Below are 18566 nucleotides of genomic sequence, written 5' to 3' on the forward strand. Positions count from 1 at the left end.
GGGGGACGACGCGGGCGCGGCGCAGTGGGATGATGTCGGGGTGCCGGACCTCAACCTCGCCGACCAGCTCCGCTCCGAGCTCGACCTCGCGGGCTACTACCCCGACCTCGTCGCCGGGGTGATCGACGTCGCGCTCGCGGACGAGCGGGTCGTGTCCTACCTCGTCCACCCCGAGACCACGTTCGACGAGACGGAGGTCTTCCGGCACCTCACCGCCGTCGTGCTCACGCCCACGCGCCTGGTCGTGGCCCACGTCGACGACGGCCCCGGCCCCGACGGGCGCCCGTCGGCGCTCGCCACCACCGAGTCCGTGCCGCTGCGCGAGGTGCGCTCGGTGGCGCTGACCCACGGGGTGAGCGACCCGGCCCGCACGCGGACCATGCGCACCCAGGAGCTCACCGTCGCGATCACCTGGGGCACCGCCGACCAGGTCGACCTCAAGCCCGACCACTGCGACGACCCCGAGTGCGACGCGGACCACGGCTACGTCGGCACCATCACCCCGGAGGGGCTCGAGCTGCGCATCAGCGCCCAGGCCGAGGGCGCCGGGGCGCTGAGCGGCGCGCTCGCCTTCGCCCGGGCGCTGTCCGCGGCCACCGCCGGGAGCACGGGCCGCGCGTGATCGACGAGTTCCTGCCGCCCGCCCCGGACGGCCTGCACCTGCGCGCCGTCATGCCGGCGGCGCTCGACGCCGTCGGCCTGACCACCACCTCGCACGGCCGGGCCAGCGGCGAGGACCGCGCCCTGCTCGGCCTGCCGGCCGCCGACAAGGTGTGCGTCGTCCTCGTCGACGGTCTGGGCGCCCGGATGATCGCCGAGCGCGGCGGCCACGCGCCGTTCCTGCGCGCCCGGCTGCCCGAGTCCCAGGTGCTCACGAGCACGTTCCCCTCCACCACCGCGGCGGCCATCACGGCCGTGGGCACCGGTGAGCTGCCCGGCCTCACCGGCATGCTGGGCTTCTCGGTGCGCGACCCCTCCGACGGCGGCGTGCTCAACCTCATCCGGTGGGACGACACCGCGCTGACCCCGCGGTCCTGGCAGCGCTGCGACACGCTCTTCGAGCAGCTCGCCGCGCGGCGGGCGGGCGGCGAGGACCTCCGCGAGGTCGTCAGCGTGGGGCCCGCCCGGTTCGTCGGCTCCGGCCTGACCGAGGCCGCCCTGCGCGGCGCGAGGAACGTCTCGGCGGAGTCGCTCGCCGACCGCGTGGACGCCGCGTGCGCGCAGCTGCGCCGCGCCGACGTCGCCGCCGTGTACCTGTACTGGGGCGACGTCGACCACGTCGCCCACGAGCAGGGCTGGGGCTCGCTGGAGTGGGGCGAGGAGGTCGAGTCGGTCGACGGCGAGCTGTCGCGGCTCGCGCGGCGGCTCCCGTCCGGGACGCTGCTGCTCGTCACCGCTGACCACGGCATGGTCGACGTCACCGACCGCATCGACGTCGCGGCCACCCCCGCCCTGGCCGCCGACGTGGAGCTCGTCGCCGGCGAGCCGCGCGCCAACCACGTCTACACCGCCCCGGGGACCGCCGAGCGGGTCGCCCGCCGGTGGGCCGACGTCCTGGGGGAACGGGCCTGGGTGGTCGAGCGCGCGGAGCTGATCGACATGGGCCTGCTCGGGGTGGTCGCGCCCGACCGGCTCGACGTGGTGGGCGACGTCGTCGCCCTCATGCGCGGGCGGCACGCCGTGCTCGACTCGCGCACGCAGACGCCCGGCTCGCTGTCGCTCGTCGGCATGCACGGGTCCCTCACCCCCGACGAGGTCGAGGTGCCCCTGATCTCGGTGGTGGTGTAGTGGCGCAGCTCGTCTTCTTCTCCGGGACGATGGACTCCGGGAAGTCCACGCTGGCCCTGCAGATGGACCACAACCACGCGGCCCGCGGCCGCGAGGGGCTGATCTTCTCCCGCAACGACCGCGCCGGGCAGGCGGTGCTCTCCTCCCGCCTCGGCCTGGCCGTGCCCGCCGTCGAGGTCACCGACGACCTGGACTTCTGGGACGAGGTCGTGCGACGGCGAACCCGCGGCGCCCGGGTGGACTACCTCATCTGCGACGAGGTGCAGTTCTTCAGCCCTGAGCAGGTCGAGCAGCTCGCCCGCCTGGTCGACGAGATGGGCGTCGACGTCTTCGGCTTCGGCATCACCACCGACTTCCGGACGCGGCTCTTCCCCGGCTCCGCCCGCATGCTCGAGCTCGCCGACCGCGTCGAGCGGCTGCAGGTCGAGGCCCTGTGCTGGTGCGGGGCGCGCGCGACCCACAACGCCCGGACCGTCGGCGGCGTCATGGTGACCGAGGGCGAGCACGTCGTCGTCGGGGACACCACCGACGCGCTCGAGGTGGTCGAGGAGCCCGAGGTCGGGTACGAGGTGCTCTGCCGGTTCCACCACATGCGCAAGGTGACGGCCGCCCGCGCGCACGCCGCGAGCCTCAGCCCGCTGACGCTGCCGCTGGGGGACTAGTCGCTACTCGGGCTTGGCGCCGAAGACGATCTCGTCCCAGCTCGGGACGCTGCGCCGGGTGGTCCGGCGCCGCCGGGGCTGTGCCTCCGTCTTCAGGGGCCGGGCGGCGGGAGCGTCGGCGGGCGCCGCCGGGGTCGCGCCGGCGGGGTTCTCCACCGGTGCGGCGGCGGCGGGCGCGTGGTCGGCGGGCAGGGCGGGCGCGGTCCCCGGCTCGGGGCCGTCGCCGGCATCGGGCCGGGCGGCCGGCTCACGGCGGGGGAGGGCCAGCACGTGCGCGTCGGTGGCGTCCTCCGGGCGCGACGCCGCCGGGTGGGCCCCGTAGGCCTCGGGGCCGGGGGCGTCGTCGTCGTCGTCCTCGGGGCCCGGCAGGACCTCGGCGCGGGTGCCGCGGTGCGCGGCCAGGTCGGCCAGGAGGCGGTCGGTGGGTGCCTCGTCCGGCTGCTCGAGGACCCGGGGCGCCGGGGGGAGCGCGGGCAGCCCGGGCGCGTCGGCGTCCTCCTGCAGCCGGCTGCGGGCCCCCACCGGGGTCAGGTGCCGGCGAGGGTGCGCCGTCGGGCCCACCTCGGTCTCGGACAGCCAGCGCGACTCGTCGTCGACGGCGTGCAGCGTGTGGGCGGAGAGGTCGACGTGCCAGCGGGCCTCCCGCTCGCGGCCGCCGGCGACGAAGGTGACCAGCACCTCCCACGGGCCGCCGGGGCGGCGCACCGCGTCCCACTGGAGCGTGGCGGTGGGCACGCCGCGGGCGGCGAGCCGGTCGACGACGAGGTCCCCGAGCCGCGGCGCGTCGGAGTCGTGCCCGAGCCGCTGGGCCTGTGCCTGCTGGACGACCCACGCGCGCTCGGCCAGCACCGGGCCCTCGTAGCGGCGCACGTGCTCCACGCTGAGGCCGGACTGCTCGGCGACCTCCTCGACGCGGGCGCCGGCGCGTATGAGGGTCTGGATGTCCTTCGGACGCAGGCTCGCCTCGCCGGCGCGCATCGCCTCGAGACCGGGCCGGTCCCGGCGCACCGCCGCACGCAGCGCGTCGTCGATGGGCAGGCGGTAGCGCCGCCCCTCGACGTCCGACAGCGTCAGGTGCTCCCCGTCACCGTGCAGCCCGAGCAGTTCGAGCTCAACCATGGGTCCTCCTTCGAGGTTCTTCCCACGAAGGGTGCCACCCGGGCGGCCGGGCGGCCGGGATTGGCGGCGGTGTGTTCGGTGTGGGGAGTTCTACAGTCGGTCCAGGGCCTGAAGTGCCCTTCCCGGACCCGATCGAGAGGCACGACGTGAGCAACCCACCCACCATCCCGGCCGCCGGCCAGCAGCGCGAGGACGGGGCCGCCGACGAGCACGCGCGGAGCGCGAAGATGCGCGCGGCCGCCGGCGAGCAGGCGCCCGGCACGTCGATGCCCGCGGGCGTGACGCCGGGACTGGTCGCCGAGCTCAAGGCGCTGTGTGAGTCGCTGGCGCGCGAGGCGGGGGAGCTCGTGCGCGCCCGGTCGGTGGACACCGTGGCCGTGGCGGCCACGAAGACGTCCGTCAACGACGTCGTCACCGCCGTCGACACCGAGGTCGAGCAGCTGCTGCGCAGCCGCATCTCGCAGGCGCGCCCGGACGACGGCGTGCTCGGGGAGGAGGAGGGGTCCGTCGTCGGCACCTCGGGCCTGACCTGGGTGGTGGACCCCATCGACGGCACCGTGAACTTCCTCTACGGGCTCCCCTCGTACTCGGTGTCCGTCGCCGTCGTCGCCGGCGACCCCGTCCCGGAGCGCTGGACGCCGCTCGCCGGCTGCGTGCACGCCGTCCGCCAGGGCACGTCCTGGTCGGCGGGCCTGGGCGAGGGCGCGTGGCGCGACGGCGCCCGCGTGCGCATCAAGGACGCGGTGCCCCTCGGGCAGGCCCTGGTCAGCACGGGCTTCGGGTACACGGTCGAGCGGCGGCGCGAGCAGGCCGCCGTCATCGCCCAGCTGCTGCCGCAGGTCCGCGACATCCGGCGCATCGGCTCCGTGGCGATCGACCTGTGCCTGGTCGCGGAGGGCCGGCTGGACGCCCACTACGAGCGGGGCCTGAACCCGTGGGACGTCGCGGCCGGCTCGCTCGTGGTGACCGAGGCCGGCGGCGTGCTCAGCGGCCTGCGCGGCCGCCCGGCGTCCACCGCCATGACGGTCGCCGGCCCCGCCGGCCTCGTGGCCGAGCTCGCCGCCGCGCTGGAGGCCGCGGGGGCGCCGGCGACGCTCTGAGGGCCGCCCGGCCGCGGAGGCGCCCTCTGGAGGGCGCCGGGGCTCCGGCGACGTCCGAGGGCCGCCGCGTCCGGGCGGGGCGCTGAGGTGGGCGGGCCCTGTGAACTCAGTCACCCGCAACCGTTCCGCACCGGTTTCCTCTGGGCAGACGCGGCACCGGTGGTGCACAATCTGGCGACCGCGGGAACAAACGAGCCTGCGGAACGTTGTCCGGGTACCTGGCGCGCAATGCGCCCAGACCCATCCACCCCACTGAAGAACCGGAGCGTGACGCCGAGATGGCGACCGACTACGACGCACCTCGCAAGAACGAAGAGGACCTCAACGAGGACTCGATCGAGGAGCTGAAGGCGCGCCGCGCTGAGAAGAACTCGGGCGCGGTCGACGAGGACGAGGCCGAGGCCGCGGAGGGCTTCGAGCTGCCCGGCGCCGACCTGTCCGGCGAGGAGCTGTCGGTGCGGGTGCTGCCCCGGCAGGCTGACGAGTTCACGTGCGCCAAGTGCTTCCTCGTGCACCACCGCAGCCAGCTGGCCTACGAGGACAACGGCCAGCTCGTGTGCTCGGAGTGCGCCGCCTGAGACAGGCGACCCCTCAGCGCCGGCCCAGCGCAGCGACGAGCTGTGCGGGCCGGCGCGTGCATATCAGCCAGTAGGGCGTGGCGTCCCGCGGGTCCTCCACCGGGAGCCGCACCGCCCCGTGCACCCAGCCGCGGTGCACCACGTACGCCCGGGCGTCCGCCTCGGTGCCCAGCGCACGGCGCAGGCCGTCGTCGTCGAGGACGGCGGGAGCGCCCAGGACCTCCACCGGGATGACCGCCCCGCCGGCGCGCAGCCGGGGCGCCCCCGGAGCGCCGCCGTCCGCGGGGTCGCCGCCGCGGACCACGCTCACCACGGGCGAGGAGCGCACGAGCAGGAGCGAGACCGCCACGGCCACGACGAGCCCCGTGGCCAGCGCCGGCATCTCCCCGGTGAAGGGCAGCGCGACGAAGAACGCGCTGCCGCCGACGACCAGGGAGATGACGTGCATGCCCGCCGAGGGCGTCAGCCGCTCGCGGTACAGCTCGGAGGAGGGGGCGCTCACACCCCTACTCTGCCAGGCCCGGGCGCGGCGCACGCCGCCGCCCTGCACGGCGCCAGCCGGGTGTGGGGCCACGCGGGTACAGTCGGGCACGACATCCCGGCCCCGGCCGGAGCACGATCACGAGGAGACCGTCCGATGGGCTTGTTCACGCGACGCAGGCGTGAGGCCACCGACCCCGCGCCCGCCGGGCATGCGCCCGAGGAGAGCGGCGCGGAGACCCCCGCCGAGCCGGCCCGCGGCCCGTTCGACGTCGCCGACGTCCCCGAGCTCGGCCGCCGGCTCGACCTCGGGGCGCTGCGCGTCCCCGCCCGCCCGGGGATGCAGCTGCGCCTGGAGATCGAGAAGAAGACGAAGAACATCGTCGCCGTGACCCTCGGGCTGGCCGGCTCCGCCATGCAGCTGCAGGTCTTCGCCGCCCCCCGCACGACCGGCATCTGGGACGAGCTGCGCGAGGAGATCGCGGCCTCGGTCGCCAAGCAGGGCGGCACCACCGACGAGCTCACCGGCCCTTTCGGCCGTGAGCTGCTGACGCGGCTGCCCGTCAAGGGCCCCGACGGCCAGGCCACGCACCGCCCGGCGCGGTTCGTGGGCATCGACGGCCCGCGATGGTTCCTGCGCGCCGTGCTCACCGGCAAGGCCGCCGTCGACGCCGCGGCCGCCGCCGAGCTCGAGGAGGTCCTCGCGGACCTCGTCGTCGTGCGCGGCGCCGAGGCCCGCGCCCCGCGCGACGTCCTGCTGCTGCACGCCCCCGGCCAGGGCGGCGCCGTCAAGCCCACCGCTCCGGCCGCGCCGGACCTTGACGTCACACGCCGCGGCCCCGAGATCTCGGAGGTCCGGTGAGCCCCCTGAGCGGCCTGCTCCACCGGCTGACCGCCAGCCGGGAGGAGATCGACGCCGACGAGGAGCGGCGCACCAGCCGCCTGCTCGGTGCCACCCCGGTCGCCGAGGTGGCCCCGCGCCGCCGCGGCAGGGTCGCCGGCGTCATCTCGTCGCTGACCTACCGCCCGCAGGGTGAGGCACCCGCGCTGGTCGCGCGGCTCTTCGACGGCACGGGCTCGGTCGACCTGGTGTTCCTGGGGCGCCACGAGGTGCCGGGCATCGAGCCTGGGCGCCACCTCGTCGCCGAGGGCATGGTCGCCGAGCACGCCGGCCGCCCGGTGATCTTCAACCCCGCGTACGAGTTGGTCGGCGGCGAATGAGCACCGTGGACCCGGAGGACGCAGGTCGCGACGGCGTCGCCCGCGACAGTGCTGCCGCACGCGCCGCGGACCCGCACGACGCGGACCCCCGCGCCACGGAAGCGGCCGCCGCGCACGCCCCCGCGGCCGGTGACGACCGCGGGCCCGCCGCGGTGGCCGGCCGGACGGGCGGCGTGCAGCAGATCCTCGGCGAGGACTTCTCGGTCGCCCAGGCCGTCGGCGGCGTGCGCGGGCTGGCCGAGGCGGTCGCGCCCGGCCTGGTCTTCGTCGTCGTCTTCATCGCCACCGGCGCGCTGATACCGCCGTTGGTCGCGTCCCTCGCGGTCGCCGTCGCGGCGATGGTGGTGCGGCTGGTCCAGCGGACGCCCGTCACCCAGGCGGCCGGCGGGCTCGTCGGCGTGGTCATCGGCGTGGTGTGGGCGTGGCGCTCCGGAGAGGCGCAGGACTACTTCGCCTGGGGGCTGTGGACCAACGCCGCGTACGCCGTCGCCCTGGTGCTGGCCCTGCTGCTGCGCTGGCCCGTGGTGGGGGTCGTGGTCTCGCTGCTCAGGGGCCAGGACTTCTCCTGGCGCACCGACCCCGCGCAGCGCGCCCGGCGGTCGCGGTACGTCCTCGCCACCTGGCTGTGGGTGGTGATGTTCCTGCTGCGCCTGGTGGTCCAGGTGCCGCTGTACCTGCAGGCCGAGGTGGCCTGGCTCGGGACCGCGCGGCTCGTCATGGGCCTGCCGCTGTGGGCCCTCACTCTCTGGGCGACGTGGGTGCTGGTGCGGGAGCGAGGAGCTGCTGCAGCTCGCTGAGGTTCTCCTCGGCGTCCGCCGCGACCACGAGCAGGAGCTCGTCGCCGGCCTCCAGGGTGTCGTCCGCGGTCGGGGCGATGGGCAGGTCCTCGCGGATGACGGCCGCGAGCACCATCCCGCTCGGCCACTCCACGCGACCCACCCGCGTCCCGACGACCGGCGAGGTCTCCGGCAGCGTGATCTCGTGCATGCTGGCGCCGGACTGGTGGAAGCGGAAGATCCGGACGAGGTCCCCGACGGAGACCGCCTCCTCCACCAGCGACGTCATGATGCGCGGGGTGGAGACCTGCACGTCCACGCCCCAGGCGTCGTCGAACATCCACTCGTTCTTCGGGTTGTTGACGCGGGCGACCACCCGCGGCACCCCGAACTCCGTCTTGGCCAGCAGCGAGACGACCAGGTTCACCTTGTCGTCGCCGGTGGCCGCGACGACGACGTCGCACCGGTCCACCTGCGCCTCGGCCAGCGCCGTGGGCTCGCACGCGTCGGCGAGCAGCCACTCGGCCTCGGCGACGCTGGCGATGCGCATCGCGGCCGGCTGGCGGTCGATGAGGGTGACCTCGTGGCCGTGGCCGAGCAGCTCGCGGGCGATGGACCGCCCGACCGACCCGGCGCCGGCGATGACGACGCGCATCAGTCCTCCTTGGCGGGCGCCTGGGCCAGCGTGCGCTGGACCGCCCCGATCCGGTCGGTGGCCACCGTCAGGTGCACCATGTCGTTCTCCTGCACCACCATGCCGCGCTGGGGCACCACCCCCTGGCCGAGCCGGGTGAGGTAGGCGACGCGCCCGCCGGTGATCCGCTCGAGGCGGGAGAGGTCCTGGCCCACCCAGCCCGGGTGGAGCTCGCAGGTGATGATGGACACCCGCGAGGAGGCGTCCTGGTACTCCGAGACGGCGCCCATCGGCAGCATGCGGCGGAGCACCTGGTCGGCCGTCCAGCGCACGGTGGCGACGGTGGGGATGCCCAGGCGCTGGTAGACCTCCGCGCGGCGGGGGTCGTAGATCCGGGCCACGACCCTGCGCACGCCGAACGTCTCGCGGGCCACGCGCGCGGCGATGATGTTGGAGTTGTCGCCGTTGGAGACCGCGGCGAAGGCGTAGGCGTCCTCGATGCCCGCCTGGGCCAGGGCGTCGCGGTCGAAGCCGAGGCCGGTGACGCGCCGCCCCGCGAAGTCGCCGGGCAGGCGGCGGAACGCGTCGGGGTTCTGGTCGACGACGGCCACGGAGTGCCCGTTGTCCTCGAGCTGGCCGGCGAGGGAGGCACCCACCCGGCCGCAACCCATGATCACGAAGTGCACGGCGACGACGCTACCGCGTGGGGCTCCTCACCAGGTCACGCGCGCCCGCCGGGCGTGACCGGGCCTAGCATGGTGCCTCGTGCCGGACATCACGGAGGCCGTCAAGCGGGCGCTCGTCGGCAGGCCGATGCGCAGCGAGCGCCTGGGACACACGCTCCTCCCCAAGCGCATCGCGCTGCCGGTCTTCGCGGCGGACGCGCTGTCGTCGGTCGCGTACGCACCGGACGAGATCCTGCTGACGCTCGCGCTGGCCGGTGTCGCGGCGACGACGTTGTCCCCGTGGGTGGGGCTCGCCGTCGTCGTCGTGATGATCACGGTGGTGGCGTCCTACCGGCAGACGGTGCACGCGTACCCCTCCGGCGGCGGCGACTACGAGGTCGTGAGCACGAACCTCGGCCGGCGCTCCGGCATGGGTGTGGCGTGCGCGCTGCTGGTCGACTACGTGCTGACGGTGGCCGTCTCCATCTCCTCCGGGGCCCAGTACCTGGCCTCCGCCGTCCCCGCCGCGCACGGGCACGAGGCCTCCATCGGCGTCGCGCTCGTCGTCGTCCTGGCGGTCCTCAACCTGCGTGGCGTGCGGGAGTCCGGGAGAGGCTTCGCGTTCCCCGTGTACCTGTTCATGGCCTCGATCGGCCTGATGGCGCTGGCCGGGTTCTTACAGGCCGCCCTCGGGACGTTGCAGCCGGCCGAGTCCGCCTTCTTCGGGATCGTGCCCGCCGCGGAGTACGAGCAGGGCCTGATGGGCCTGGCGGGCGCGTTCCTGGTGCTGAGGGCGTTCTCCTCGGGATCGGCCGCGCTGACGGGCGTCGAGGCGATCAGCAACGGCGTCCCCGCCTTCAGGAAGCCCAAGTCACGCAACGCCGCAACCACGCTGCTGCTGCTCGGCACCATCTCGGCAACCATGCTGATGTCGATCCTGTTCCTGGCCGGCGAGACGGGCGTGAAGTTCGTTGAGAACCCGGCCACCCACCTGGTCCTCGACGGCGAGCCGGTGGGGACGGCGTACCGGCAGGACCCGGTCATCGGCCAGCTCGCGGGCGCCGTCTTCGCGGACGTACCCGTCCTCTTCGTCCTCGTCACCGTCGTGACCGGCCTCATCCTGGTCCTTGCCGCGAACACGGCGTTCAACGGCTTCCCGGTGCTCGGGTCGATCCTCGCCCGCGACGGCTTCCTGCCGCGCCAGCTGCACACCCGGGGCGACCGCCTCGCCTTCTCCAACGGGATCGTGCTGCTCGCGGTCGCGGCCATCGCGCTCATCCTGGCGTTCGACGCGCAGGTGACCCGGCTGATCCAGCTGTACATCGTGGGCGTGTTCATCTCCTTCACGGCGAGCCAGCTCGGCATGGTCCGGCACTGGACCCGGCACCTGCGGGTGGAGACCGACCCCGCCGTGCGCGCCCGGATGACCCGCTCGCGCGTCGTGAACACCGTCGGCCTCGCGATGACCGGGGCCGTGCTCGTCATCGTGCTGATCACGAAGTTCACCCACGGAGCGTGGATCACGCTGGTGCTGATGTCGGTGCTGTACGTGGCGATGAACGGCATCCGCCGGCACTACGACCGGGTCGCGCGCGACCTGGCCGTGCCCGACTACGCGGCAGCCCGGGCGCTGCCCTCCCGGGTGCACGGGATGGTGCTGGTGTCCAAGCTGCACCAGCCGACCATGCGGGCCGTCTCGTACGCGCGGGCGACCCGGCCGAGCACGCTCGAGGCCGTGACGGTGCGGGTGGACCCGGAGGAGACGGAGTCGCTGCGCGCCGCCTGGGAGGCGGCCGACATCCCCGTGCCCCTGACGGTGCTGGACTCGCCGTTCCGGGAGGTCACCCGGCCGATCGTGGAGTACGTCCGCTCCGTGCGGCGCGAGTCCCCCCGGGACCTCGTGGTCGTGTTCGTGCCGGAGTACGTGGTGAGCCGCTGGTGGGAGCAGCTGCTGCACAACCAGAGCGCGCTGCGGCTGAAGAGCCGGCTGCTGTTCGTCCCCGGCGTCGTCATGGCGTCCGTGCCGTTCCAGCTGGACGAGGTGGACAACCTCGGGGCCGGCCCGGGCACGGACCAGCCGCCCGTCCGGCGGGGGTCGTCGTGGTGACCCGCGGCGGCGACCAGCCGGCCGGCCGCGGGCCGCGGCGCGCGGGGTACCGCGGCCCCCGCCGGGGTGCCCGCCCGGGCGGCGACGAGCGGCCGCGCCGGGGACGCTCCGGCGACGGCGCCGCCGGCGACCGCGCCACCCGCGACCGCGCCGTCGCCCCGGTGAGGCGCGACCGGGACGAGGCGCCGGTGGAGGCGGTCGTCACCGCCGGCCCGCCCGCGCACGGCGGGCACTGCGTGGCGCGGATGGACGACGGCCGCGTGGTGTTCGTGCGCCACACCCTGCCCGGCGAGCGGGTCCGGGTGCGGGTGACCGAGCAGCGCTCCCGGTTCTGGCGCGCCGACGCCGTCGAGGTCCTCGAGCCCTCGCCCGACCGTGTGCCGAGCGTGTGGCCCGAGGCCGGGCCCGGCGGCGTGGGCGGCGCGGAGCTCGCGCACGTGTCGCTGCCCGCGCAGCGCGCCTGGAAGTCCCAGGTGCTCGCCGAGACGCTGCGGCGGATCGGCGGGCCGCAGGTGGCCGAGGACGTCGCGGCGCTGGTCCCTGGGGGTGTGGCCGTCGAGGCCCTGCCCGGCGACGACGAGCGCGGCGGGCTGGGCACACGCACCCGGATCGAGCTCACCGTCGACGGCGCGGGGCTGGCCGGCATGCACCGGTTCCGTAGTCATGAGGTGGTGGCGCTGCGCGAGATGCCGCTCGCCGACCCGGCGTTGCTCGACCTCGGCCTGCTGGGGGAGGGCTCGCCGTGGCGGCGGACCTGGCGCCCCGGCTCCCGCGTGGAGGCCGTCGCGCCTTCGGTGGGCGAGCCGCTTGTGCTGGTCGACGGCGAGCCGGTGACCCTGCGTGAGCGCTCCGGGCCGGCCCGGCGCGCCGTGCGGGAGCGGGTGGACAGCTCGGTCGGCGAGCTGGCCTACCGGGTGAGCGCCGCCGGGTTCTGGCAGGTGCACCGGCAGGCGCCGCCGACGCTCGTGGAGGCGGTGCTCGCGGCCGCGACGCCCGAGCCGGGCGAGCGGGTGCTCGAGCTGTACTCGGGGGCGGGGCTGCTCACGCTGCCGCTGGCGCGTGCGGTCGGCGAGGGCGGCGCCGTGGCCACCCTCGAGGGTGCCGAGGCCGCCGTGCGCGACGCCCGGCGCAACCTCCACGACCATCCCGGCGTGCGGCTGCACGCCGGCCGGGTGGACGCCGCCGCGGTGCGGGACCTGGGGGAGGGGGCCGACCTCGTCGTGCTCGACCCGCCCCGGGTGGGCGCCGGCGGAGCGGTCATGGCCGCCGTCGCGGGCCTGGGGGCGCGGACGGTCGTCCACGTCGCCTGCGACCCAGCCGCCCTGGCGCGCGACCTCGCCGCCGCGCGGGAGCACGGGTACGTCGTGAGCTGGATGCGTGCCTTCGACCTGTTTCCGCACACCCACCACTTCGAGGTCGTGGCGGCGCTGCGGCGGGTGTGACGCGGCTCGGCCCGGAACCCAGGCCGGCCGGTGCCTGGTCTTTGAGGACCGCGGCCCGCCGCCGGCGCCTGCCGTCGCTGGGACCGCGGCCGGCGGCCGACTGCGCCGCCGAGGCTGCAACCGGCCAGCAGCCCGGTGGGCTGCAACCGGCCAGCAGCGCCGGTGGGCTGCAACCCGCCAGCAGCGCCGGTGGGCTGCAACCGGCCAGCAGCGCCGGTGGCTGCAACCCGCCAGCAGCCTGGTGGGCTCTCGTGACCTGCGTTGATCATCGAGCGTGTCGGTGGACACAGACACCCACGGGGAACTATCTTGATATCGAGATATCCGTGGTGCGGTCGTCGTGGGACGATGGCCGCATGACGCGCGAGGTGGCGCACGCCACGCTCTGCCGCACGCCAGCACGAGCCGAGGAGCAGATGTGAGCACTGACAGCTTCAAGTCCAAGGGCACGTTGGAGGTGGGAGGCAAGTCGTACGAGATCTTCCGCCTCTCGGCCGTCCCGGGTCTCGAGCGGCTGCCGTACAGCCTGAAGGTCCTCGCGGAGAACCTGCTGCGCACCGAGGACGGTGCGAACGTCACCGCCGACCACATCCGGGCGCTGGCCGAGTGGGAGCCGGGCGCCGATCCCAACACGGAGATCCAGTTCACCCCCGCGCGCGTGGTGATGCAGGACTTCACGGGTGTGCCGTGCGTCGTCGACCTGGCCACCATGCGTGAGGCCGTCACCGAGCTCGGTGGCAACCCCGAGCGCATCAACCCGCTCGCGCCCGCCGAGCTGGTCATCGACCACTCCGTCGTGATCGACGTCTTCGGCCGCGAGGACGCCTTCCAGCGCAACGTGGAGATCGAGTACAGCCGCAACAAGGAGCGCTACCAGTTCCTCCGCTGGGGCCAGACCGCCTTCGACAACTTCAAGGTCGTCCCCCCGGGCACGGGCATCGTGCACCAGGTGAACCTGGAGTACCTCGCCCGCGCCGTGATGACCAAGGAGGTCGGCGGCGTCGTGCAGGCGTACCCCGACACCTGCGTCGGCACCGACTCGCACACGACGATGGTCAACGGCCTCGGCGTGCTCGGCTGGGGCGTGGGCGGCATCGAGGCCGAGGCGGCAATGCTGGGCCAGCCGGTCTCCATGCTGATCCCGCGGGTCGTCGGCTTCAAGCTCTCCGGCTCCATCCCCGCCGGGGCCACCGCGACGGACGTCGTCCTGACCATCACCGAGCTGCTGCGCAAGCACGGCGTGGTGGGCAAGTTCGTGGAGTTCTACGGCGAGGGCGTCGCCGAGGTGCCGCTGGCCAACCGCGCCACCATCGGCAACATGAGCCCCGAGTTCGGTTCCACCGCCGCGATCTTCCCGATCGACGACGTGACGATCGACTACCTGCGGCTCACCGGCCGCTCGGAGGAGCAGGTCGCGCTGGTCGAGGCCTACGCCAAGGAGCAGGGCCTGTGGCACGACCCGTCCCGCGAGCCCGAGTTCTCCGAGTACCTCGAGCTCGACCTCTCCACCGTCGTGCCGTCCATCGCCGGGCCCAAGCGGCCCCAGGACCGCGTGGCACTGTCCGCCGCGAAGGAGTCCTTCGGCAACGCGCTGCTGGACTACGTCGAGGACGGCCAGGAGGAGGAGACCGGTCTCGACGAGAGCGTCGCCGAGACGTTCCCCGCCTCTGACCCGATCGCCGCGGCGGAGCACACGGACGGCACGGACCGGCCGCACGAGCACCACACGGGCCCCGTGAGCGACCGGCCGCACAAGCTAGTGCCGGTCACGCTGGAGGACGGCCGCCAGACCGAGATCGACCACGGCGCCGTCGTCATCTCCTCGATCACCTCCTGCACCAACACCTCGAACCCCTCCGTCATGCTCGCCGCCGGCCTGCTGGCCAAGAACGCCGTCGAGCGGGGCCTCCAGGTCAAGCCGTGGGTGAAGACCTCCATGGCGCCCGGGTCGAAGGTCGTCTCGGACTACTACGACAAGGCCGGCCTCTGGCCGTACCTCGAGGACCTCGGCTACCACCTGGTGGGCTACGGGTGCACCACCTGCATCGGCAACTCCGGCCCGCTGCCCGAGGAGATCTCCGCGGCGGTGAACGAGAACGACCTCGCGGTCGCGTCCGTGCTCTCCGGCAACCGCAACTTCGAGGGACGCATCAACCCCGACGTGAAGATGAACTACCTCGCGTCGCCGCCCCTGGTCATCGCGTACGGCCTGGCCGGCACCATGGACTTCGACTTCGACAACGAGCCGCTGGGGAAGGACAAGGACGGCAACGACGTCTTCCTCAAGGACATCTGGCCGAGCGCGGCCGACGTGGACGCCACCATCGCCAGCTCCATCGACAGCGAGATGTTCACCAAGGACTACGCCGACGTCTTCGCGGGCGACGAGCGGTGGCGCTCCCTCGAGACCCCCGAAGGCAACACCTTCAAGTGGCAGGACGACTCCACCTACGTGCGCAAGCCCCCGTACTTCGAGGGCATGGCGCGCGACCCGGAGCCCGTGCAGGACATCAGCGGGGCGCGCGTGCTGGCCAAGCTGGGCGACTCGGTGACCACCGACCACATCTCCCCGGCGGGGTCCATCAAGCCGGACAGCCCGGCGGGCAAGTACCTGGCCGAGCACGGGGTCGCCCGCCGCGACTTCAACTCCTACGGGTCCCGTCGTGGGAACCACGAGGTGATGATCCGCGGCACCTTCGCGAACATTCGGCTGCGCAACCAGCTCCTCGACGGCGTCGAGGGCGGGTACACGAAGAACTTCCTGAGCGGCGAGCAGGACACGATCTTCGACGCCGCCATGGCCTACGGCGACGCCGGGATCCCGCTCGTGGTCCTCGGTGGCAAGGAGTACGGCTCCGGCTCCTCGCGCGACTGGGCCGCCAAGGGCACCCGGCTGCTCGGCGTGCGGGCGGTCATCACGGAGAGCTTCGAGCGCATCCACCGCTCGAACCTCATCGGCATGGGCGTCCTGCCGCTGCAGTTCCCGGCGGGGGAGTCGGCGGAGTCGCTCGGCCTGGACGGGACCGAGACCTTCGACATCTCCGGCGTGACCCAGCTCAACGAGGGCGTGACGCCGAGGACCGTGAAGGTGACCGCCACGAAGGAGGACGGCAGCAAGGTCGAGTTCGACGCCTTCGTGCGCATCGACACGCCCGGCGAGGCCGACTACTTCCGCAACGGCGGCATCCTGCAGTACGTGCTGCGCCAGCTGGTGACGGCCTGAGCCAGGCCGGCCCAGCTCGGCCCGTGCGTGAGTGACGCTGCCACGTCACCCTGATGAGGGCCGGGGCTGACGCTGCGGCCCCGCCCTCGTGAGGCCGGGCCGACGCCGGAAGCGGGCCCCATCCTTCGGGACGGGGGCCCGCTTCGTGTGCCTTCCATCCCCGCTATGCGGCTGCTCGCCGTCACCTCCCCGGCGAGCGCCCAGGGTGCGAGGAAGACGTCCCAGGCGTCTGCCTCACGTCTGCCGGGCGCCGGGCGGCAGACGACGTCGCGGACGTGACTGCTCGCGGCGGGAGTGTGGCGAACCAGTCTCGGCAGGCGCTGGGCCGCCGTCGCCGGGAGCGGCCCCGCTCGGTCCCACCATGCCCAGCATCGGCCTGCGGTCCGATGTCAGTGGCTCGCCATAGTCTGTACGTATGTTCGAAGCGTGCGATGGTGCACTCGAGAGCGGGCCTGTTGGCGCAGGCGAGCCACCGGGCGCCGCAGCGCCCGCCCCGGAGCCCTGCTGCGACGTCGCAGCGGACGGCGGCACCTGCGGGCACATGGACGCGTGGCTGGCCGCCGAGGTGGCGGCCGACGCCGCACAGGATGCCGCGAGGTGGCGTGAGCTCCGCGCCATGGAGCACTTCGACCTGGTCGCACTGGCGCGGGACGGCTGGGATGACGCGATAGCAGCGCTCGGCTGGGTGGACGAGGAGGCCGCAGCTTCGGCGCCGCCGGCCGATCACCTCCGCCTGAGCGTGGCCGAGATGGACCGGATCTCCGCGCCACGGACGGACGAGTCCCGCGTGCGGCCCGGGGCGGTGGCGCAGGACCTTCATCCTGAGGTGCTGGCCGAGATGGCCGCGGACGCGGGCCTCGCAGCGGTCCTGGAAGGCGTGGACCCAGAGTCTCTCGGCACGTTCGAGGCGGTGGAGGTCGTCGCCGCCTTCAAGAGGGTGGAGGCCTGGGCGGCCGGGCAGGCGGCGTTGGCCGCGGCCGCGCTCTCCAGGATGTCGAGGATGAGTGCGCCGATGCCGGGCGGTAGCCCCTGGGACCCCCTCGTGAACGGCACCGCCGAGGAGCTCGCCATGCGTCTGGCGACGACTCGAGCCGAGGCCGCCCGGTTGGTGAAGGTCGGCCAGGGACTGCGGACGACCTTCACGGACACGGCAGCCGCGCTCTCGGCCGGAGTCATCGACTGGCGGAAGGCCTGCACGATCGTCTCCACGCTCTGGGACTCGCCCTCGCCGGTCGCGTGGACGGTCGAGCAGGAGGTGCTCGAGGGAGCCGCTCACCGCACGCCGACGCAGCTGAGCCGTGACCTGGCGAAGGCGCTCGTGGCCGTCGATCCGGAGGAGGCGGAGGCGCGCCACCGCCGGGCACGACGCAAGCAGCACGTGACGCATCCGCGCCCGTTGCCGGACGGGATGGCATCGATGTACATCCTGGCGGGAGCCGAGGACGCGGTCCCTTTCGACCTTCTGCTGACGGCTGCCGCAGCGGCTGCGCAGGCGGACGGCGACACCAGGAGCACCGACGAGCTGCGGGCCGAGGCGCTGTTCGCCATGGCCGCCGGCGCGATGCACACCGGCGTCGTCGGTGTGCCCGAGGGGCACTGCACGTGTCCGTCGCACCCCGCGGCTGCGGAGGCAGCGCCGGGCGTGGCAGCGGCCGGCGGTTACTCGCACTCGGGCACCGAGGCGGGCGCTCCTCCGGCCGGCGACTCGGACCCGGGCAGTCCGACCGACGCCGACCAGACCAGCACCCGAACCGGGCCTGCGGGCACCATTCCCGTTGAGGGACAGCGCAGAAGGCTCGAGAGCTGGGCGGTCCCCGGCGCTCAAGACCCCGGGGCGACCGCCGCTCCTGACGCTCCCGCCGCTCCTGACGCTCAGGCCCCTCCTGACGCTCACGCCGCTGCCGACGCTCACGCCGCTGCCGAGACGCACGACGCCGCCGACGCCCCGCGGGACGCTGCGTGCGCTCCGAGCTCAGCCGGTCAGCCGGGTCTGCCGGCCCTGCATCTCCTGCTGCGACAACGTCGTGGCATGCGCCTGGGTCCCCCCGGTTCGTACCGGACGGAGGTGCGCGTCACCGTGCCCCTCAACCTGCTGCTGCCCCCGGCACAGAATTCGTCCGCGCTCGCAGGTATGGGTACGAGCGGGAGCGAGCGGAGGGACGAGGACTTGCCGTTCGATCGTGCGCCCCTCGAGGCCGTACCCGAGCTGGCCGGCTACGGGCCCATCGCCCCGGACCTGGCAAGGGCGCTAGCGGCCGGCGGCACGTGGCGCCGGCTCGTCACCGACCCGGTGTCCGGCAGCCTGGTCGACATCGGGCGCAGCCGGTACAAACCGCCCCGCGAGCTGGCTCGATGGGTTCGTGAACGGGACAGGACGTGCGTCTCGCCCGGCTGCACGGTGCCGGCTTCACGGTGCCAGATCGACCACACCGTTGCCTGGTCGCAGGGCGGCGTGACCGCGCACCACAACACGGGCCCGCAGTGCGGCCGGGACCACCAGCTCAAGACGGCGGGCCTCTTCAAGGTCACCCAGCCCACGCCGGGCGTCTTCGAGTGGGTCACCCCGTCCGGGCACGCGTACCGTCGCGAGGTGGACGGCAGCGTCACGCCGCTGCGCGTCAGCCCGTTCGCCACGCCGCAGTACTGACGCCCCCGGCCGGTCCCGCGGGCGGTGAGCCATGGTGGGCGCCGGCCCTCCGCCCGCCGTCGTGGGCGATCCCACTGCTCCGAGGCGCGCGCCAGGGGTCCCGTATGTCGCACCTGCGTCCGCC

At 74.2% G+C, this 18566-nt stretch carries 16 protein-coding genes; 12 read left to right on the top strand and 4 right to left on the bottom strand.

The window, feature by feature from the left end:
* The first annotated feature begins 40 nt into the window (after nucleotides 1-40).
* The 3 genes from ACF0H8_RS10785 to ACF0H8_RS10795 are packed head-to-tail and all read left to right on the top strand — an operon-like array spanning nucleotide 41 to nucleotide 2450.
* Nucleotides 41-622, top strand: coding sequence for a DUF5998 family protein (locus ACF0H8_RS10785; RefSeq protein ID WP_395288930.1), 582 nt, complete (start codon nucleotides 41-43; stop codon nucleotides 620-622).
* Nucleotides 619-1788, top strand: coding sequence for an alkaline phosphatase family protein (locus ACF0H8_RS10790; RefSeq protein ID WP_395288931.1), 1170 nt, complete (start codon nucleotides 619-621; stop codon nucleotides 1786-1788). Before ACF0H8_RS10785 ends, ACF0H8_RS10790 begins: the two co-directional genes overlap by 4 nt.
* Nucleotides 1788-2450, top strand: a complete 663-nt coding sequence (locus ACF0H8_RS10795; RefSeq protein WP_395288932.1) for a thymidine kinase — start codon at nucleotides 1788-1790, stop codon at nucleotides 2448-2450. Before ACF0H8_RS10790 ends, ACF0H8_RS10795 begins: the two co-directional genes overlap by 1 nt.
* A 3-nt stretch (nucleotides 2451-2453) precedes the next feature.
* Here ACF0H8_RS10795 and sepH read toward each other — a convergent pair whose 3' ends face one another.
* Nucleotides 2454-3569 (bottom strand): septation protein SepH, encoded by a 1116-nt coding sequence (gene sepH / locus ACF0H8_RS10800; protein ID WP_395288933.1) that lies wholly within the window; start codon nucleotides 3567-3569, stop codon nucleotides 2454-2456.
* Between the two features lie 146 nt (nucleotides 3570-3715).
* On the opposite strand from sepH, the gene ACF0H8_RS10805 reads away from it, so the two are divergent.
* Nucleotides 3716-4669: an inositol monophosphatase family protein gene (locus ACF0H8_RS10805; protein WP_395288934.1), complete on the top strand. Its 954-nt coding sequence runs from the start codon at nucleotides 3716-3718 to the stop codon at nucleotides 4667-4669.
* Nucleotides 4670-4947: 278 nt separating this feature from the next.
* Nucleotides 4948-5247: a DUF4193 domain-containing protein gene (locus tag ACF0H8_RS10810; protein ID WP_395288935.1), complete on the top strand. Its 300-nt coding sequence runs from the start codon at nucleotides 4948-4950 to the stop codon at nucleotides 5245-5247.
* Nucleotides 5248-5260: 13 nt separating this feature from the next.
* On the opposite strand, the gene ACF0H8_RS10815 is transcribed toward ACF0H8_RS10810, so the two are convergent.
* The gene (locus tag ACF0H8_RS10815; protein WP_395288936.1) at nucleotides 5261-5749 is read right to left on the bottom strand and encodes a DUF3093 domain-containing protein; all 489 of its coding nucleotides are present in this window, start codon (nucleotides 5747-5749) and stop codon (nucleotides 5261-5263) included.
* A 135-nt stretch (nucleotides 5750-5884) separates the two neighbouring features.
* Between ACF0H8_RS10815 and ACF0H8_RS10820 the strand changes: the two genes are divergently transcribed.
* Genes ACF0H8_RS10820 through ACF0H8_RS10830 form a run of 3 tightly spaced genes read left to right on the top strand, consistent with a single transcriptional unit; the run spans nucleotide 5885 to nucleotide 7745 of the window.
* Entirely contained in the window at nucleotides 5885-6589 is a 705-nt protein-coding gene (locus tag ACF0H8_RS10820; protein ID WP_395288937.1) for a DUF3710 domain-containing protein, read from the top strand.
* Nucleotides 6586-6948: an OB-fold nucleic acid binding domain-containing protein gene (locus tag ACF0H8_RS10825; RefSeq protein WP_395288938.1), complete on the top strand. Its 363-nt coding sequence runs from the start codon at nucleotides 6586-6588 to the stop codon at nucleotides 6946-6948. Before ACF0H8_RS10820 ends, ACF0H8_RS10825 begins: the two co-directional genes overlap by 4 nt.
* On the top strand, nucleotides 6945-7745 hold the full coding sequence (locus ACF0H8_RS10830) for a DUF3159 domain-containing protein (protein ID WP_395288939.1): 801 nt from the start codon (nucleotides 6945-6947) through the stop codon (nucleotides 7743-7745). Before ACF0H8_RS10825 ends, ACF0H8_RS10830 begins: the two co-directional genes overlap by 4 nt.
* Here ACF0H8_RS10830 and ACF0H8_RS10835 read toward each other — a convergent pair.
* On the bottom strand, nucleotides 7687-8379 hold the full coding sequence (locus ACF0H8_RS10835; protein WP_395288940.1) for a potassium channel family protein: 693 nt from the start codon (nucleotides 8377-8379) through the stop codon (nucleotides 7687-7689). The two genes, ACF0H8_RS10830 and ACF0H8_RS10835, sit on opposite strands and share 59 nt — an antisense overlap.
* A complete protein-coding gene (locus ACF0H8_RS10840) occupies nucleotides 8379-9029 on the bottom strand; it encodes a potassium channel family protein (RefSeq protein WP_395290869.1) in 651 nt (216 codons plus the stop codon). Before ACF0H8_RS10840 ends, ACF0H8_RS10835 begins: the two co-directional genes overlap by 1 nt.
* 142 nt (nucleotides 9030-9171) lie before the next feature.
* On the opposite strand from ACF0H8_RS10840, the gene ACF0H8_RS10845 reads away from it, so the two are divergent.
* The 4 genes from ACF0H8_RS10845 to ACF0H8_RS10860 all read left to right on the top strand — a co-directional run bounded on the left by ACF0H8_RS10845 (nucleotide 9172) and on the right by ACF0H8_RS10860 (nucleotide 18442).
* Nucleotides 9172-11130: an APC family permease gene (locus tag ACF0H8_RS10845; protein WP_395290870.1), complete on the top strand. Its 1959-nt coding sequence runs from the start codon at nucleotides 9172-9174 to the stop codon at nucleotides 11128-11130.
* Complete coding sequence (locus ACF0H8_RS10850) at nucleotides 11124-12572, top strand: class I SAM-dependent RNA methyltransferase (protein ID WP_395288941.1); 1449 nt, start codon at nucleotides 11124-11126, stop codon at nucleotides 12570-12572. Before ACF0H8_RS10845 ends, ACF0H8_RS10850 begins: the two co-directional genes overlap by 7 nt.
* Nucleotides 12573-12990: 418 nt before the next feature.
* Nucleotides 12991-15795, top strand: coding sequence for an aconitate hydratase (locus ACF0H8_RS10855; RefSeq protein WP_395288942.1), 2805 nt, complete (start codon nucleotides 12991-12993; stop codon nucleotides 15793-15795).
* A 541-nt stretch (nucleotides 15796-16336) separates the two neighbouring features.
* The gene (locus ACF0H8_RS10860; protein WP_395288943.1) at nucleotides 16337-18442 is read left to right on the top strand and encodes a DUF222 domain-containing protein; all 2106 of its coding nucleotides are present in this window, start codon (nucleotides 16337-16339) and stop codon (nucleotides 18440-18442) included.
* The last annotated feature ends 124 nt before the right edge of the window (nucleotides 18443-18566 follow it).

This window comes from Georgenia sp. AZ-5, from assembly GCF_043952095.1.
Classification (GTDB): Bacteria; Actinomycetota; Actinomycetes; order Actinomycetales; family Actinomycetaceae; genus Georgenia.

Coding starts and splice junctions, on each gene's coding strand:
- sepH (WP_395288933.1), bottom strand. CDS start 3,569: ATGGTTGAGCTCGAACTGCTCGGGCTGCACGGTGACGGGGAGCACCTG.
- ACF0H8_RS10810 (WP_395288935.1), top strand. CDS start 4,948: ATGGCGACCGACTACGACGCACCTCGCAAGAACGAAGAGGACCTCAAC.
- ACF0H8_RS10820 (WP_395288937.1), top strand. CDS start 5,885: ATGGGCTTGTTCACGCGACGCAGGCGTGAGGCCACCGACCCCGCGCCC.
- ACF0H8_RS10830 (WP_395288939.1), top strand. CDS start 6,945: ATGAGCACCGTGGACCCGGAGGACGCAGGTCGCGACGGCGTCGCCCGC.
- ACF0H8_RS10835 (WP_395288940.1), bottom strand. CDS start 8,379: ATGCGCGTCGTCATCGCCGGCGCCGGGTCGGTCGGGCGGTCCATCGCC.
- ACF0H8_RS10840 (WP_395290869.1), bottom strand. CDS start 9,029: ATGGGTTGCGGCCGGGTGGGTGCCTCCCTCGCCGGCCAGCTCGAGGAC.
- ACF0H8_RS10845 (WP_395290870.1), top strand. CDS start 9,172: ATGCGCAGCGAGCGCCTGGGACACACGCTCCTCCCCAAGCGCATCGCG.
- ACF0H8_RS10860 (WP_395288943.1), top strand. CDS start 16,337: ATGGACGCGTGGCTGGCCGCCGAGGTGGCGGCCGACGCCGCACAGGAT.